The organism is Agromyces sp. NPDC057865, assembly GCF_042796995.1.
Taxonomy (GTDB): Bacteria; Actinomycetota; Actinomycetes; order Actinomycetales; family Microbacteriaceae; genus Agromyces.
The window spans coordinates 1,338,624-1,352,734 of sequence record NZ_JBHVMJ010000001.1; the positions used below are offsets into that span (position 1 = coordinate 1,338,624).

General features: G+C 71.6%; 18 protein-coding genes. 17 read left to right on the forward strand and 1 reads right to left on the reverse strand.

Features of this window, described 5'->3' with window-relative positions; genetic code table 11:
* Positions 1-189 precede the first annotated feature (189 nt).
* The 10 genes from infA to glmM all read left to right on the forward strand — a co-directional run bounded on the left by infA (position 190) and on the right by glmM (position 6,883).
* Complete coding sequence (gene infA / locus ACFVN5_RS06370; protein ID WP_011186713.1) at positions 190-411, forward strand: translation initiation factor IF-1; 222 nt, start codon at positions 190-192, stop codon at positions 409-411.
* 68 nt (positions 412-479) lie between these two features.
* Entirely contained in the window at positions 480-593 is a 114-nt protein-coding gene (gene rpmJ, locus ACFVN5_RS06375) for a 50S ribosomal protein L36 (protein WP_056734976.1), read from the forward strand.
* A 192-nt stretch (positions 594-785) separates the two neighbouring features.
* Positions 786-1,166 (forward strand): 30S ribosomal protein S13, encoded by a 381-nt coding sequence (rpsM, locus tag ACFVN5_RS06380; protein WP_148733835.1) that lies wholly within the window; start codon positions 786-788, stop codon positions 1,164-1,166.
* Between the two features lie 32 nt (positions 1,167-1,198).
* A complete protein-coding gene (gene rpsK, locus ACFVN5_RS06385; protein WP_092668574.1) occupies positions 1,199-1,597 on the forward strand; it encodes a 30S ribosomal protein S11 in 399 nt (132 codons plus the stop codon).
* A gap of 174 nt (positions 1,598-1,771) precedes the next feature.
* On the forward strand, positions 1,772-2,758 hold the full coding sequence (locus ACFVN5_RS06390; protein WP_148733836.1) for a DNA-directed RNA polymerase subunit alpha: 987 nt from the start codon (positions 1,772-1,774) through the stop codon (positions 2,756-2,758).
* Between the two features lie 46 nt (positions 2,759-2,804).
* The gene (rplQ, locus tag ACFVN5_RS06395) at positions 2,805-3,347 is read left to right on the forward strand and encodes a 50S ribosomal protein L17 (protein ID WP_376953987.1); all 543 of its coding nucleotides are present in this window, start codon (positions 2,805-2,807) and stop codon (positions 3,345-3,347) included.
* A 90-nt stretch (positions 3,348-3,437) separates the two neighbouring features.
* Complete coding sequence (gene truA, locus ACFVN5_RS06400; RefSeq protein WP_376953988.1) at positions 3,438-4,361, forward strand: tRNA pseudouridine(38-40) synthase TruA; 924 nt, start codon at positions 3,438-3,440, stop codon at positions 4,359-4,361.
* A 156-nt stretch (positions 4,362-4,517) separates the two neighbouring features.
* The gene (rplM, locus tag ACFVN5_RS06405) at positions 4,518-4,964 is read left to right on the forward strand and encodes a 50S ribosomal protein L13 (RefSeq protein ID WP_148733840.1); all 447 of its coding nucleotides are present in this window, start codon (positions 4,518-4,520) and stop codon (positions 4,962-4,964) included.
* Positions 4,965-5,008: 44 nt separating this feature from the next.
* Complete coding sequence (gene rpsI / locus ACFVN5_RS06410) at positions 5,009-5,494, forward strand: 30S ribosomal protein S9 (RefSeq protein WP_376953990.1); 486 nt, start codon at positions 5,009-5,011, stop codon at positions 5,492-5,494.
* A gap of 21 nt (positions 5,495-5,515) precedes the next feature.
* Positions 5,516-6,883 carry a phosphoglucosamine mutase gene (gene glmM / locus ACFVN5_RS06415; RefSeq protein WP_376953991.1) on the forward strand — a complete coding sequence of 456 codons (1,368 nt, stop codon included), beginning with the start codon at positions 5,516-5,518 and terminating at the stop codon, positions 6,881-6,883.
* A gap of 16 nt (positions 6,884-6,899) precedes the next feature.
* On the opposite strand, the gene coaA is transcribed toward glmM, so the two are convergent.
* Positions 6,900-7,856, reverse strand: a complete 957-nt coding sequence (coaA, locus tag ACFVN5_RS06420) for a type I pantothenate kinase (RefSeq protein ID WP_376953993.1) — start codon at positions 7,854-7,856, stop codon at positions 6,900-6,902.
* A 75-nt stretch (positions 7,857-7,931) separates the two neighbouring features.
* Here coaA and glmS point away from each other — a divergent pair, with 75 nt between their 5' ends.
* Genes glmS through tsaD form a run of 7 tightly spaced genes read left to right on the forward strand, consistent with a single transcriptional unit; the run spans position 7,932 to position 14,006 of the window.
* The gene (gene glmS / locus ACFVN5_RS06425) at positions 7,932-9,782 is read left to right on the forward strand and encodes a glutamine--fructose-6-phosphate transaminase (isomerizing) (protein ID WP_376953995.1); all 1,851 of its coding nucleotides are present in this window, start codon (positions 7,932-7,934) and stop codon (positions 9,780-9,782) included.
* A 22-nt stretch (positions 9,783-9,804) separates the two neighbouring features.
* Positions 9,805-10,170, forward strand: coding sequence for a holo-ACP synthase (locus tag ACFVN5_RS06430; protein WP_376953996.1), 366 nt, complete (start codon positions 9,805-9,807; stop codon positions 10,168-10,170).
* Positions 10,167-11,318, forward strand: a complete 1,152-nt coding sequence (gene alr / locus ACFVN5_RS06435) for an alanine racemase (protein WP_376953998.1) — start codon at positions 10,167-10,169, stop codon at positions 11,316-11,318. The genes ACFVN5_RS06430 and alr overlap by 4 nt, the downstream gene beginning before the upstream one ends.
* A complete protein-coding gene (gene tsaE, locus ACFVN5_RS06440; protein ID WP_376954000.1) occupies positions 11,318-11,821 on the forward strand; it encodes a tRNA (adenosine(37)-N6)-threonylcarbamoyltransferase complex ATPase subunit type 1 TsaE in 504 nt (167 codons plus the stop codon). Before alr ends, tsaE begins: the two co-directional genes overlap by 1 nt.
* Positions 11,822-11,830: 9 nt before the next feature.
* On the forward strand, positions 11,831-12,451 hold the full coding sequence (gene tsaB / locus ACFVN5_RS06445; protein ID WP_376954002.1) for a tRNA (adenosine(37)-N6)-threonylcarbamoyltransferase complex dimerization subunit type 1 TsaB: 621 nt from the start codon (positions 11,831-11,833) through the stop codon (positions 12,449-12,451).
* Entirely contained in the window at positions 12,448-12,957 is a 510-nt protein-coding gene (gene rimI, locus ACFVN5_RS06450) for a ribosomal protein S18-alanine N-acetyltransferase (RefSeq protein WP_376954003.1), read from the forward strand. Before tsaB ends, rimI begins: the two co-directional genes overlap by 4 nt.
* On the forward strand, positions 12,954-14,006 hold the full coding sequence (gene tsaD, locus ACFVN5_RS06455) for a tRNA (adenosine(37)-N6)-threonylcarbamoyltransferase complex transferase subunit TsaD (RefSeq protein WP_376954004.1): 1,053 nt from the start codon (positions 12,954-12,956) through the stop codon (positions 14,004-14,006). Before rimI ends, tsaD begins: the two co-directional genes overlap by 4 nt.
* Positions 14,007-14,111: the final 105 nt, after the last annotated feature.

Consider the following 14,111-nt stretch of genomic DNA (forward strand, 5'->3'; position numbering starts at 1 on the left):
GTCGGGACGCGGCATCCGTCGCGCGGCATGGTCTGCGCGGCATCCGCCGGCCCGACTGGCGAAGATGCCCGGAATCGCCTATAGTTGACCCTTGGTGTTCTGGCACGCCCGCTTCGGCGTGCCCGACGAGCGATCGTCGATGAGCACATCGCACGACCAGCATCCCAAACTCCAAGCGATAGTGAGGCTATGGCCAAGAAAGACGGCGTCATCGAGATCGAAGGCTCGGTCATCGAGGCACTCCCGAACGCGATGTTCCGGGTGGAGCTCACGAACGGGCACAAGGTCCTCGCGCACATCTCAGGGAAGATGCGCCAGCACTACATCCGGATCCTCCCCGAGGACCGCGTGATCGTCGAGCTGAGCCCGTACGACCTGACGCGCGGCCGCATCGTCTACCGCTACAAGTAAGGGCTGCCGGAAAGTAACGGCCCGCGGCACCCCGCGGGCACGAGGACAGCGAACCCAAGGAAACAACTGTGAAGGTCAATCCCTCCGTCAAGCGCATCTGCGACAAGTGCAAGGTCATCCGCCGCCACGGCCGCGTCATGGTGATCTGCGAGAACCCGCGCCACAAGCAGCGCCAGGGCTAGTCGCACGACTCGCGGGCCGTTCGACGGCCCGCACCCACAACTGAACACCGAATCGGCAACGCCAGAACCCACCGGCGATCTCGATACGCGACTTCGTCGCTACTCGATCAGCGGGATGGGGGACACCTCGGGTCGGAGGCCCGGGCACCGGCGCTGCTCCACACCTCCACTTCGAAACAGGAGATAGCCAACATGGCACGTCTGGCAGGAGTCGACATCCCGCGCGAGAAGCGCGTGGAGATCGCACTGACCTACATCTACGGCGTCGGCCGCACGCGAGCGCTCACCACGCTCGCCGAGACCGGCATCGACGGGAACATCCGCGTGAAGGACCTCAGCGACGAGCAGCTCGTCGCCCTCCGCGACTACATCGAAGGCAACTTCAAGGTCGAGGGTGACCTCCGCCGCGAGGTCGCCGCCGACATCCGCCGCAAGGTCGAGATCGGATCCTACGAGGGCCTGCGCCACCGTCGCGGCCTCCCGGTCCGCGGCCAGCGCACCAAGACCAACGCTCGTACCCGCAAGGGCCCGAAGCGCACCGTCGCCGGCAAGAAGAAGCCCGGCCGCAAGTAACCGCTCGCGCCAAGATCTAGGAGATTTCGAACATGGCAGCACCCAAGGCGGCTACTCGCAAGCCGCGCAAGAAGGAAAAGAAGAACATCGCCGTGGGCCAGGCCCACATCAAGTCGACGTTCAACAACACGATCGTCTCGATCACCGACACCACCGGTGCCGTGATCAGCTGGGCCTCCTCCGGTGGCGTCGGCTTCAAGGGCTCGCGCAAGTCGACGCCGTTCGCCGCGCAGCTGGCCGCCGAGTCGGCCGCCCGCCAGGCGCAGGAGCACGGCATGAAGAAGGTCGACGTCTTCGTGAAGGGCCCGGGTTCGGGTCGCGAGACGGCGATCCGCTCCCTCCAGGCCGCGGGCCTCGAGGTCGGCAGCATCAACGACGTGACGCCGCAGGCGCACAACGGATGCCGCCCGCCCAAGCGTCGCCGCGTCTAGTTCTCCGTCCTGCGGACCGGGGGGCCGCAGGCCGCGCCGAGATCCCCGAGGGATCATCGCGCCGTGCCCGCATCCGGGCCCCCCGGACCCCGCAGCATCCGTTCTCTCAACAACTCAAGATCCTCGACCTCGCAGGTGTCATATAGCGGACACCCTGCCGAAAGGAATCACACCGTGCTGATCGCACAGCGCCCGACGCTCACCGAAGAGAACATCTCGGAGTTCCGTTCGCGTTTCGTGATCGAGCCCCTCGAGCCGGGCTTCGGTTACACCCTGGGCAACTCCCTCCGTCGCACCCTCCTCTCGTCGATCCCCGGCGCGGCCGTGACCAGCATCCGCATCGACGGCGTGCTCCACGAGTTCTCGACCGTCCCCGGCGTGAAGGAGGACGTGACCGAGATCATCCTCAACATCAAGAACCTCGTCGTCTCGAGCGAGCACGACGAGCCCATCACCGCGTACCTCCGCAAGCAGGGCGCCGGTGAGGTCACCGCTGCCGACATCTCCGCTCCGGCCGGTGTCGAGGTGCACAACCCCGAGCTCGTCATCGCGACGCTCAACGACTCGGCCAAGTTCGAGCTCGAGCTCACGATCGAGCGCGGCCGCGGCTACGTCTCGGCCAGCCAGAACCGCAACGAGTACTCCGAGGCCGGCCAGATCCCGGTCGACTCGATCTACTCGCCGGTGCTGAAGGTCACCTACCGCGTCGAGGCCACCCGTGCCGGCGAGCGCACCGACTTCGACCGCCTCGTGGTCGACGTCGAGACCAAGCCCGCGATCTCGCCGCGCGACGCCATCGCCTCGGCCGGCCGCACGCTCACCGAGCTGTTCGGCCTCGCCCGCGAGCTCAACGTCGCCGCCGAGGGCATCGAGATCGGCCCCGCGCCGGTCGACGCCGTGCTCTCGAGCGAGCTCTCGATCCCGATCGAGGACCTCGACCTGTCCGTCCGCAGCTACAACTGCCTCAAGCGCGAGGGCATCAACACGGTCTCCGAGCTCGTCGCCCTGTCGGAGTCGCAGCTCATGAACATCCGCAACTTCGGCCAGAAGTCGGTGGATGAGGTCAAGGACAAGCTCACCGAGATGGGTCTTTCGCTGAAGGACTCCGTCCCCGGATTCGACGGCGCCCACTTCTACACGGGCTTCGACGACGAGAACTGAGTCGTTCCCCGACGTACCGACCCCCCACCACTGGAGATAACGAACCATGCCGAAGCCCACCAAGGGCCCCCGCCTCGGAGGCGGACCCGCGCACGAGCGGCTCCTGCTCGCGAACCTCGCCGCCGCGCTCTACACGCACGAGCGGATCACCACGACCGAGACGAAGGCCAAGCGCCTCCGTCCGCTGGCCGAACGCCTCATCACGTTCGCGAAGCGCGGCGACCTGCACGCCCGTCGCCGCGTCCTCGCCGTGATCGGCGACAAGGCCGTGGTGCACAAGCTCTTCACCGAGATCGCGCCGCAGGTGGCCGACCGTGAGGGCGGCTACACCCGCATCACCAAGATCGGCAACCGCAAGGGCGACAACGCGCCCATGGCGGTCATCGAGCTGGTGCTCGAGCCCGTGACCCCGAAGAAGCGCGCCGCCAAGCCGGCCGCCGCCCCCGTCGCCGACGAGGCCCCCGCCGAGGAGCCCGTGGTCGAGGAGACGCCCGAGGAGGTCGTGACCGAGGCCGAGGCCGCGGTCGACGAGGCCGCCGGCGCCGAGGCGTCGGAGGAGTCCGCCGAGGAGCCCGCCGAGGTCAAGTAGCCTCGCAACACCCGCGAAGGGCCGTGCTGCAGCAGCAGCGCGGCCCTTCGCCGTCCCGGGCCGGCGAGCGCGTCGCCGTAGGCTGGACGCATGTCCGAGACCGAGCCCATCGCCGAGACGGATGCCGCGGCATCCGTCGTGCGCGTGCGGCTCGGCATCGCCTACGACGGCACCGACTTCAACGGCTGGAGTCGCCAGCCCGGGCTCCGCACCGTGCAGGGCGTGCTCGAGGACGCCCTCGCCACGCTCTTCCGCCGCACGGGCACCGCGCCGCGCCTCACGGTCGCGGGCCGCACCGACGCGGGCGTGCACGCGCTCGGCCAGGTCGCGCACCTCGACGTGAGCGAGGACGCCCTCGCCGTCGTCGCACGGCCGCGCCGCGGGCAGGACCCCGACGCCTCGCCCGAGGCGGCGCTGGCGCGGCGCCTCACCGGCATCATCGGCGCCGACGCCGACGTGGTGATCACGCACGCCGAGCGGGCGCCCGAGGGCTTCGACGCCCGCTTCTCCGCGATCTGGCGACGGTACGAGTACCGGGTCGCCGACGCATCCGCGGTGCGCGACCCGCTCGAGCGTCGCCGCACGCTCGCCCTGCCCCGGCACCTCGACGAACGCGCGATGGATGCCGCGGCGGAATCCCTCGTCGGCCTCCACGACTTCGCCGCGTACTGCCGGCCGCGCGAGGGCGCGACCACGATCCGCACGCTGCAGTCCTACCGCTGGGCGCGCGCCGAGGACGGCGTGCTCGTCGCGTCGCTCCAGGCGGACGCGTTCTGCCACTCGATGGTGCGCGCCCTCGTCGGGGCGTGCGTCGCGGTGGGGGAGCGGCGACTCGAGGCATCCGACCCCGAGGGGCTGCTGCGGGCGGGCGAGCGGACCAGCGCATTCAAGGTGATGCCCGCGAAGGGGCTGGTGCTCACCGAGGTCGGCTACCCCGACGACCACGAGCTCGAGGCCCGCGCCGCCCAGACGCGCGCACGTCGCGAATTGCACGTGGAAGGCATCGTCGGCTAAGCTACCTCTTTGGTGCCGCCATCGCTGCTCCCTGAGCCCGTCGACGGGCGGCATCCGAAGTTGAGCCCTCCACCAGGGCGTTCGTCCGCATCGCGGTCGAACACCCATCGGAGTGGGATTCACGAACCCCTCACTCGATCAGAAAGCAGCACTTCCGTGACGCGCACCTACACCCCGAAGGCGAACGAGATCCAGCGCGACTGGGTCGTCATCGACGCCACCGACATCGTCCTCGGCCGCCTGGCCAGTCACTCCGCAGCCCTGCTGCGCGGCAAGCACAAGCCGATCTTCGCGAACCACGTCGACACCGGCGACTTCGTGATCATCGTCAACGCCGACAAGGTGGCCCTCACCGGCCAGAAGCTCGAGCAGAAGAAGGCGTACCGCCACTCCGGCTACCCGGGCGGCCTCAAGGCCGTCGGCTACGCCGAGCTCCTCGAGAAGAACCCCGTCCGCGCCGTCGAGAAGGCGATCCGCGGAATGCTCCCCAAGAACTCGCTCGGTCGCCAGCAGCTCAAGAAGCTGAAGGTGTACGCCGGCCCGGAGCACCCGCACGCGGCTCAGCAGCCCAAGCCGTACACCCTCACCCAGGTCGCCCAGTAAGCCCGGCGAACTCGACCTTCTCGAACTAAGGATTCACAACCACCATGGCGAAGATCGCAGACCAGATCGACCAGGCTCCCGAGAGCTACACGACCGAGAGCACGCCCGCCGCGGCTCCGGCCACGCCCCGCCCCGTCCTCAACGTCTCGGGTGCGGCCGTCGGCCGCCGCAAGCAGGCCATCGCCCGCGTGCGCGTCGTCCCCGGCGCCGGCACCATCACGGTCAACGGCCGTGAGTTCGCGGACTACTTCCCGAACAAGCTGCACCAGCAGCTCATCACCGACCCCTTCACCGTCCTCGAGCTCAGCGGCTCGTACGACGTGATCGCCCGCATCACCGGCGGCGGCCCCTCTGGCCAGGCCGGCGCGCTGCGCCTCGCGATCGCGCGTGCACTCAACGAGATCGACCGCGAGAACAACCGCCCGACCCTCAAGAAGTCCGGCTTCCTCACGCGTGACGCCCGCGTCATCGAGCGCAAGAAGGCCGGTCTCAAGAAGGCCCGCAAGGCGCCTCAGTTCTCGAAGCGCTGATCCGGGTTCCCGGTTCTCCGTATGCCCCGGCTCTTCGGAACCGACGGGGTCCGGGGCCTGGCCAACCGTGAACTCACGGCTGATCTGGCCCTGGGCCTCGCCCAGGCGGCTGCGGCCGTCCTCACGCAGGGACGCCACGCCGACGAACTCCGCGCGGCCGGTCGCCGGCCGACCGCGGTCGTCGCGCGTGACCCCCGGGTCTCGGGCGAGTTCCTGACCTCGGCGGTCGCCGCCGGCCTCGCGAGCTCCGGTGTCGACGTGCTCGACGCCGGCGTCATCCCGACGCCCGCGACCGCGTTCCTCATCGACTCCATCCACGCCGACTTCGGCGTGATGATCTCGGCGTCGCACAACCCCGCGCCCGACAACGGCATCAAGTTCTTCTCGTTCGGCGGCACGAAGCTGCCCGACGAGGTCGAGGACCGCATCGAGTCATACCTCGGCAAGCAGAAGCTCGCCCCCATCGGCGGGGGCGTCGGCCGCATCCGCCGCTTCTCCGACGCCGAGGACCGCTACGTCGTGCACCTGCTCGGCACGCTGCCGAACCGCCTCGACGGCCTCCACGTCGTGCTCGACTGCGCCCACGGCGCGGCCGCCGGCGTCTCGCCCGAGACGTTCCGCGACGCCGGGGCGAAGGTCACCGTCATCGGGGCCGACCCCGACGGCATGAACATCAACGACGGCGTCGGGTCCACCCACCTCGACAAGCTGCAGGCCGCGGTCCTCGAGCACGGGGCCGACGTCGGCATCGCGCACGACGGCGACGCCGACCGCTGCCTCGCCGTCGACGCCGAGGGCAACATCATCGACGGCGACCGCATCATGGCGATCCTCGCCGTGTCGATGCACGAGCGCGGCGTCCTCACGGACGACACGCTCGTCGTGACCGTGATGTCGAACCTCGGACTGCGCCGGGCGATGGCCGAGCGCGGCATCCGCGTGATCGAGACCAAGGTCGGCGACCGCTACGTGCTCGAGGCGCTCTCGGCCGAGGGACTCGCCCTGGGCGGCGAGCAGTCGGGCCACGTGATCATGACCGAGTTCGCCACGACGGGCGACGGTGTCCTCACCGGCCTGCACCTCGTCGCCGAGATGGCGCGCACGGGCAAGTCGCTCGCCGAGCTCGCGTCGGTCATGACCGTGTACCCGCAGGTGCTCGTCAACGTGCGCGGGGTCGACCACCACGCGCTGTCCGACGACGACGTCATCGCCGCCGCGGTCGCCGCAGCGGAGGCCGAGCTGGGCGACACCGGACGGGTGCTGCTGCGCCCGTCGGGCACCGAGCCCATGGTGCGCGTCATGGTCGAGGCCTCCGAGCAGGAGACCGCCGAGCGGCACTCCGCCTCGCTGGCCGAGGTCGTGCGCGAGCGCCTGGCCCTGCCCGCCTAGAGCCTCCGCTGCCCGCCTAGAGCTTCCGCAGCAGCACGCTCGACACGGTGTGGTCGGCGCTCTTGCGCAGCACGAGCGACGCCCGCGACCGGGTCGGGCGGATGTTCTGCAGCAGGTTGGGCTCGTTGATCGAGCGCCAGATCTCGCGTGCGCGCTGGCGCGCCTCGGTCTCGGTGAGGCTCGCGTAGCGGTGGAAGTACGAGCGCGGGTTCGAGAACGCGCCGCGCTGCAGCTTCAGGAACCGCTCCTCGTACCACCGCGCGATGTCGCTCGTGCGGGCGTCGACGTAGATCGAGAAGTCGAACAGGTCGCTGACGGCGAGGCGGTGGCCGGGACCGGGCGGCTGGAGCACGTTGAGGCCCTCGAGGATGAGCACGTCGGGTCGGCGCACCGTGACCTGCGCGTCGGGCACGATGTCGTACGCGAGGTGCGAGTAGAACGGCGCGCGCACCTCGGGGGCGCCGGCCTTCACCTCGCTCACGAAGCGGAGCAGCGCACGGCGGTCGTACGACTCGGGGAATCCCTTGCGCGTCATCAGGCCGCGTCGCTCGAGCTCGGCGTTCGGGAAGAGGAACCCGTCGGTCGTGACGAGCTCGACACGGGGCGTGTGCTCCCAGCGCGCGAGGAGCTCGCGCAGCAGGCGGGCGATCGTCGACTTGCCGACCGCGACCGAGCCGGCCACGCCGATCACGAACGGCGTCGCCTCCATGCGCTCGCGGAGGAACTCGCTCGTCACGCTGTGCAGCGACTTCATGCCGCCCACGTAGAGGTTCAGGAGCCGGCTGAGCGGCAGGTAGACCTCCGCGACCTCGCGGAGGTCGAGGGGCTCGCCGAGCCCGCGCAGCTGCACGATCTCGGTCTCGCGGAGCGGCGACGGCATCGATGGGGCGAGCGCCGCCCAGTCCGCCCGGTCGAGCTCGGTGAAGGGCGAGATCTGCGCGGCGTTCGTCGACGGGCTCAGCGGATCCAGCACCGTGTCAGTCTAGTGAAGGGCCGCCGGCCGGCCCGCGCATGAGGCTCCCAGCCCGCTGCGCATACAATCGAGCGCATGTGTGGAATCGTCGGATACGTCGGGGAGCGCAACAGCCTCGACGTGCTCATGGGAGGCCTTCGCCGCCTCGAATATCGCGGCTACGACTCGGCGGGGGTCGCGATCGTCGACGACGACGGCGTCATCGAGACGGCGAAGCGCGCCGGCAAGCTCCAGGTCCTCGCCGACGACCTCGCGGCCGCGCCGCTGCACGAGGGCAGCACGGGCATCGGCCACACCCGCTGGGCGACCCACGGCGGGCCCACCGACCGCAACGCGCACCCGCACCTCGGCGACGAGGGGCGGCTCGCGCTCATCCACAACGGCATCATCGAGAACTTCGCCGAGCTGAAGGACGAGCTCCTCGCCGAGGGCTTCACCTTCGAGTCCGAGACCGACACCGAGGTCGCCGCCGTGCTGCTCGGCCGCGAGTACCGCCGCATCGGCGAGCTCACCGAGGCGTTCCGGTCCACGGTCTCCCGCCTCGACGGCGCGTTCACCCTGCTCGCCGTGCACCGCAACCAGCCCGGCGTCGTGGTCGGCGCGCGCCGCAACTCCCCGCTCGTGATCGGCCTCGGCGAGGGCGAGAATTTCCTCGGCTCCGACGTCGCCGCGTTCGTCGAGTACACGAAGCGCGCCGTCGCGATCGGCCAGGATCAGATCGTCACGATCACCGCGGAGGGTGTCACGGTGACCGACTTCGAGGGCGCGGCCGTCGAGGTCGAGCCGTTCGACATCGCGTGGGACGCCTCCGCCGCCGAGAAGGGCGGCTGGTCCTCCTTCATGCGCAAGGAGGTGTCCGAGCAGCCCGAGGCCGTCGCGAACACGCTGCGCGGCCGCGTCGCCGACGGACAGGTGCACATCCCCGAGCTCGACGGCCTCGGCGACGAGGAGCTCCGCGGCATCCGTCGTATCACGGTCATCGCGTGCGGCACGGCCGCCTACGCCGGCATGGTCGCGAAATACGCCATCGAGCAGTGGGCGCGCGTGCCCGTCGAGGTCGAGCTCAGCCACGAGTTCCGCTACCGCGAGCCGGTCCTCGACGACGGCACCCTCGTCGTCTCGATCAGCCAGTCGGGCGAGACCATGGACACCCTCATGGCCGTCAAGTACGCGAGCGAGCACGGCGCCCGCACGATCTCCATCTGCAACACGCAGGGCGCGACCATCCCGCGCGAGTCCGACGCCGTCGTGTACACGCATGCCGGGCCCGAGGTGGCGGTGGCCTCCACGAAGGCGTTCGTGGCGCAGATCGCCGCGCTCTACCTCTTCGGCCTGCACCTCGCGCGGGTGCGCGGCACGCTCGACGACGAGGCGCTCGCCGAGAACCTCGCCGAGCTGCAGGCCGTGCCCGAGAAGCTCAGCACCGTGCTCGAGCAGGCCGAGCGCGTCGGGCAGCTCGCGCACTGGATGGCGGACACCCGCTCGGTGCTCTTCCTCGGTCGGCACGTGGGCTACCCGATCGCCCTCGAGGGCGCGCTGAAGCTCAAGGAGCTCGCGTACATCCACGCGGAGGGCTTCGCGGCCGGCGAGCTGAAGCACGGTCCGATCGCGCTCATCGAGCCGGGCCAGCCGGTCTTCGTGGTGGTGCCGAGCCCGCGCGGGTCGGCGAACCTCCACCCCAAGGTCGTGTCGAACATCCAGGAGATCCGCGCCCGCGGCGCCCGCGTCATCGCGATCGCCGAGGCCGGGGATGCCGCGGTGCTGCCCTTCGCCGACGAGGTGATCCGCATCCCGCTCGCCGCGCCGCTGTTCGAGCCGCTGCTCGCGGTCGTGCCGCTGCAGGTGTTCGCGATGGAGCTGGCGCAGGCGAGGGGCCTCGACGTCGACCAGCCGCGGAACCTCGCGAAGTCCGTGACGGTGGAGTGACGACGGGGCGGGAGGTCGTGTCGTGATCGTCGGGATCGGCATCGACGTGGTCGACATCGTGCGCTTCGAGCGCTCGATCACGCGCACCCCGGGCCTCGTCGAGCGCCTGTTCGCCGAGAGCGAACGCGATCGCCCCGCCCGGTCCCTCGCGGCCAGGTTCGCCGCGAAGGAGTCCCTCATCAAGGCGCTGGGCGGCCATACGATCATCCGCTGGCACGAGATGACCATCGTGTCGGACGTCGATGGCAATCCCGACTTCCGGCTCACTGGCGGCATGGCCGAGCACATCCGGCTGCTCGGCATCGACCGCGTGCACCTCTCGATGAGCCACGACGCGGGCATCGCGAGCGCGTTCGTCGTGCTCGAGTCCGATCGGAGCGCCGGGTGAGCGAGACCCCGTCGACGGATGCCGCGTCGCGTCCGTTCCGCGAGGCCGTCGTCGACCTCGACGCCGTGCGCGAGAACGTGGAAGCGCTGATCGCGCGGGTCGCGCCCGCGCGGGCCATGGTCGTGGTGAAGGCGGACGCGTACGGCCACGGCGCCGTCCCGGTCGCCCGGGCGGCGCTCGCCGGCGGCGCGGCGTGGCTCGGGGTCGCCGACCTCGACGAGGCGATCGCGCTGCGCGACGCGGGCATCGACGCGCCGATCCTCGCCTGGCTGCACGACCCCGACGCCGACTTCGCCCGGGCCGTGCGGCGGAACGTCGACGTCGGCGTCTCGTCGATCGGGCAGCTGCGGGCCGTCGCGGCGGCCGCGGCATCCGTCGACGGCATCGCCCGGGTGCACCTGAAGATCGACACGGGGCTCAGCCGCAACGGCGTCGCGCCCGAGGAGTGGGACGAGGCGGTCCGCATCGCCGCCACCCTCGAGGCCGAGGGCCAGGTGCGGGTGCGCGGCGTCTTCAGCCACCTCGCGAACACCTCGCCCGACGAGGACTCCGCGCAGCTCGCCGCCTTCGAGGCCGCGCTGGCCGCGGCATCCGGCGCCGGGCTCGACCCCGAGGTGCGGCACCTCGCCTCGACCGCGGGGGCGCTGCGCCGCCCCGAGTCGCGCTACGACCTGGTGCGCCTCGGCATCGGATGCTACGGCGTGCCGCCGTTCGGCGACGGCACGACGGCCGCCGAGCTCGGGCTCCGTCCCGTGATGACCCTGCGCGGGCGCGTCGCCGCCGTGCGCCGCATCGCACCCGGCACCGGCGTCTCGTACGGACACGTGTGGCGCGCCGACCGGCCCACGACGCTCGCGCTCGTGCCGCTCGGCTACGCCGACGGGGTGCCGCGGCAGGCGTCGGGACGTGCGGAGGTCTGGCTGGCCGGAGCTCGCCGCCCCGTCGTCGGCCGCATCGCGATGGACCAGTTCCTCGTGGAGGTCGGCGATGACGCCGTGGCCGTGGGCGACGAGGTCGTGCTGTTCGGCGACCCGGCGACCGGCGCGCCGTCGGCCGACGACTGGGGCGACGCGGCCGACACGATCGGCTACGAGATCGTCACGCGCGTCGGACCGCGAGTGCCGCGCACCTACGTCGGAGGCGCCTGATGCGTGTCGACGCGCCCGACGCGGCGGCGATGGAGGCGTTCGGCCGGGAGCTCGCCGCCGGGCTCCGCGCGGGCGACCTCGTGCTGCTCACGGGCCCGCTCGGCGCGGGCAAGACGACGCTCACGCGCGGCATCGGCGACGGCCTCGGCGTGCGCGGACCGGTGCAGAGCCCCACGTTCGTGCTCGCGCGCACGCACCCGAACCTCGTCGGCGGGCCTCCGCTCGTGCACGTCGACGCGTATCGGCTCGAGAGCGCGCTGTACCTCGACGACCTCGACCTCGACTTCGACCGCTCCGTGGTCGTCGTCGAGTGGGGCGCCGGGCTGGCCGACGGCGCGACCGACTCGTGGCTCGAGGTCGTCATCGAGCGGCCGGAGGGCATCGCGGTGGCGCCGGCGGATGTCGCGGACGCCGAGCACCTCGGTGCCGACGAGCCGCGCGTGCTCGAGCTCCGCGGGTACGGCCCGCGCTGGGCGGGAACCCCCTTCGAGGCGTCCCAGTAGGCTGGATCCATGCTCCTCGCGATCGACACCTCGACGGGCACGAGTGTCGCCGTCGTCGATCGCGACGGCGGCATCCTGGCCGAAGCCGGCACCGATGACACCATGCGGCACGCCGAGGTCGTGGGCGAGCTCATCCGCGACGCGCTCGCAGGTGCGGGCGTCCGCCCGGCCGACCTGTCGGGCGTCGCGGGCGGCATGGGCCCGGGGCCGTTCACCGGGCTCCGCGTCGGAATCGCGGCCGCGCACGCGTTCGCGGTCGGCATCGGCCGGCCGTTCGTGCCGGTCGTGAGCCACGACGCCGTGGCGTGGTCGTGGTACCGCGCGGGCAACGAGGGCCCGCTCCAGGTGCTGACCGACGCGCGCCGGCGCGAGTTCGCCGTGTCCGGCTACGACGGGCTCGACGACGACGAGCTGCCCGTGCGGGTCGAGGGCCCGGTGCTGTGTCCGCGCGACGACGTGCCCGACGCCGTCGGCACGCGGCTCGAGGCGCACTACGTGCAGGCGGGCGCCGTGGGCATGCTCGCCGAGCTCGCCTTCGCCGCGCGCCGCCTCCCGCTCGCCGAGGACGCGCCGCTCTACCTGCGTGCGCCCGACGTGACGCCGTCGCCCGGGAAGCGGGTGCTGCAGTGAGCGTGTTCATGCGACGGGCGAAGGTCGACGACCTCGAGGCGATCATGCGGCTCGAGCGCGAGACCTTCGTGAACGACGCCTGGCCCGAGGCATCCATGCGCCGCGAGCTCGAGAACCCCGACGCGTACTACCTCGTGGCCGTCGACGACGACGCCGAGGACCCCGAGCGGCGCCTCCTCGGCTACGCCGGCCTGCTCGCGCCGCCCGACGGCGGGCAGGGCGACATCCAGACCATCGCGGTCGCCGAGTTCTCGCGCGGGATCGGCCTCGGCCGGGGCCTCATGCATGCGCTCATCACGGCGGCCCGCCGCAAGCAGGTCGCCGAGATCTTCCTCGAGGTGCGCGCCGACAACCCGATCGCGCGCACGCTGTACCGCTCGCTCGGCTTCGTCGAGATCGGCGTGCGTCGCGGGTACTACCAGCCCGACGGCGTCGATGCGATCTCGATGCGGCTCGAGGTGCCGGCCGCCGTCACGCGCCCCGCGGCATCCGGGACCGGCGCATGAACCGCGCGGCGCCGCTCGTGCTCGGCATCGAGACGTCGTGCGACGAGACCGGGGTCGGCATCGTGCGCGGGACCGACCTGCTCGCGAACGTCATCGCGTCCTCGATGGAGGAGCACGCGCGCTACGGCGGCGTCGTGCCCGAGGTCGCGGCCCGCGCCCACCTCGAGGCGCTCGGCCCGACGATCGACGCGGCGCTCGCCGAGGCCGACGTGTCGCTGTCCGACGTCGAGGCGGTCGCGGTGACGAGCGGCCCAGGGCTCGCCGGTGCGCTCATGGTGGGCGTCGGCGCCGCCAAGGCGCTCGCGCTCGCGCTCGACCGGCCCGTCTACGCCGTGAACCACCTCGTCGGCCATGTCGGCGCCGACATCCTCGACGACGCGGCGCCGCTCGAGACGCCGACGATCGCCCTGCTCGTCTCGGGCGGGCACACCTCGCTGCTGCTCGTGCGCGACCTCGTCTCCGACGTGGAGCTCCTCGGCGAGACGATCGACGACGCCGCGGGCGAGGCGTTCGACAAGGTCGCGCGGCTGCTCGGGCTGCCGTATCCCGGCGGGCCCGAGATCGACCGCGCCGCGATCGGCGGCGACCCGGCGGCGATCCGGTTCCCGCGCGGGCTGACGCAGCCGAAGGACCTCGCCGCGCACCGCTACGACTTCAGCTTCTCCGGGCTCAAGACCGCTGTGGCGCGCTGGGTCGAGCAGCGCGAGGCGGCGGGCGAGCCCGTGCCGCTGGCCGACGTCGCGGCGAGCTTCCGCGAGGCCGTCGTCGACGTGCTCGTCTCCAAGGCGATCGCCGCCTGCACCGACCTCGGCGTGCCCCGCCTGCTGCTCGGCGGCGGCGTCGTGGCGAACGCGCGGCTCCGCGAGGTGGCCGAAGAGCGAGCGGATGCCGCGGGCATCGCGCTGCGCATTCCGCCCCTCTCGCTGTGCACCGACAACGGCGCGATGATCGCCGCCCTGGGGGCGCAGCTCATCATGGCCGGACACGGTCCGTCGAGCCTCGGCTTCGGCGCCGACTCGACGCTTCCGGTCACCGACATCCAGGCGTGACCGCACCGCGCGGAAGGCTGTGCGCGGCCGATCCGGAGCGATAGTGTGTGCAACGTAAGCGGATGTCGCGAATACGCGCGCCGCCGCCGGCGCCCGGGTGTGGCG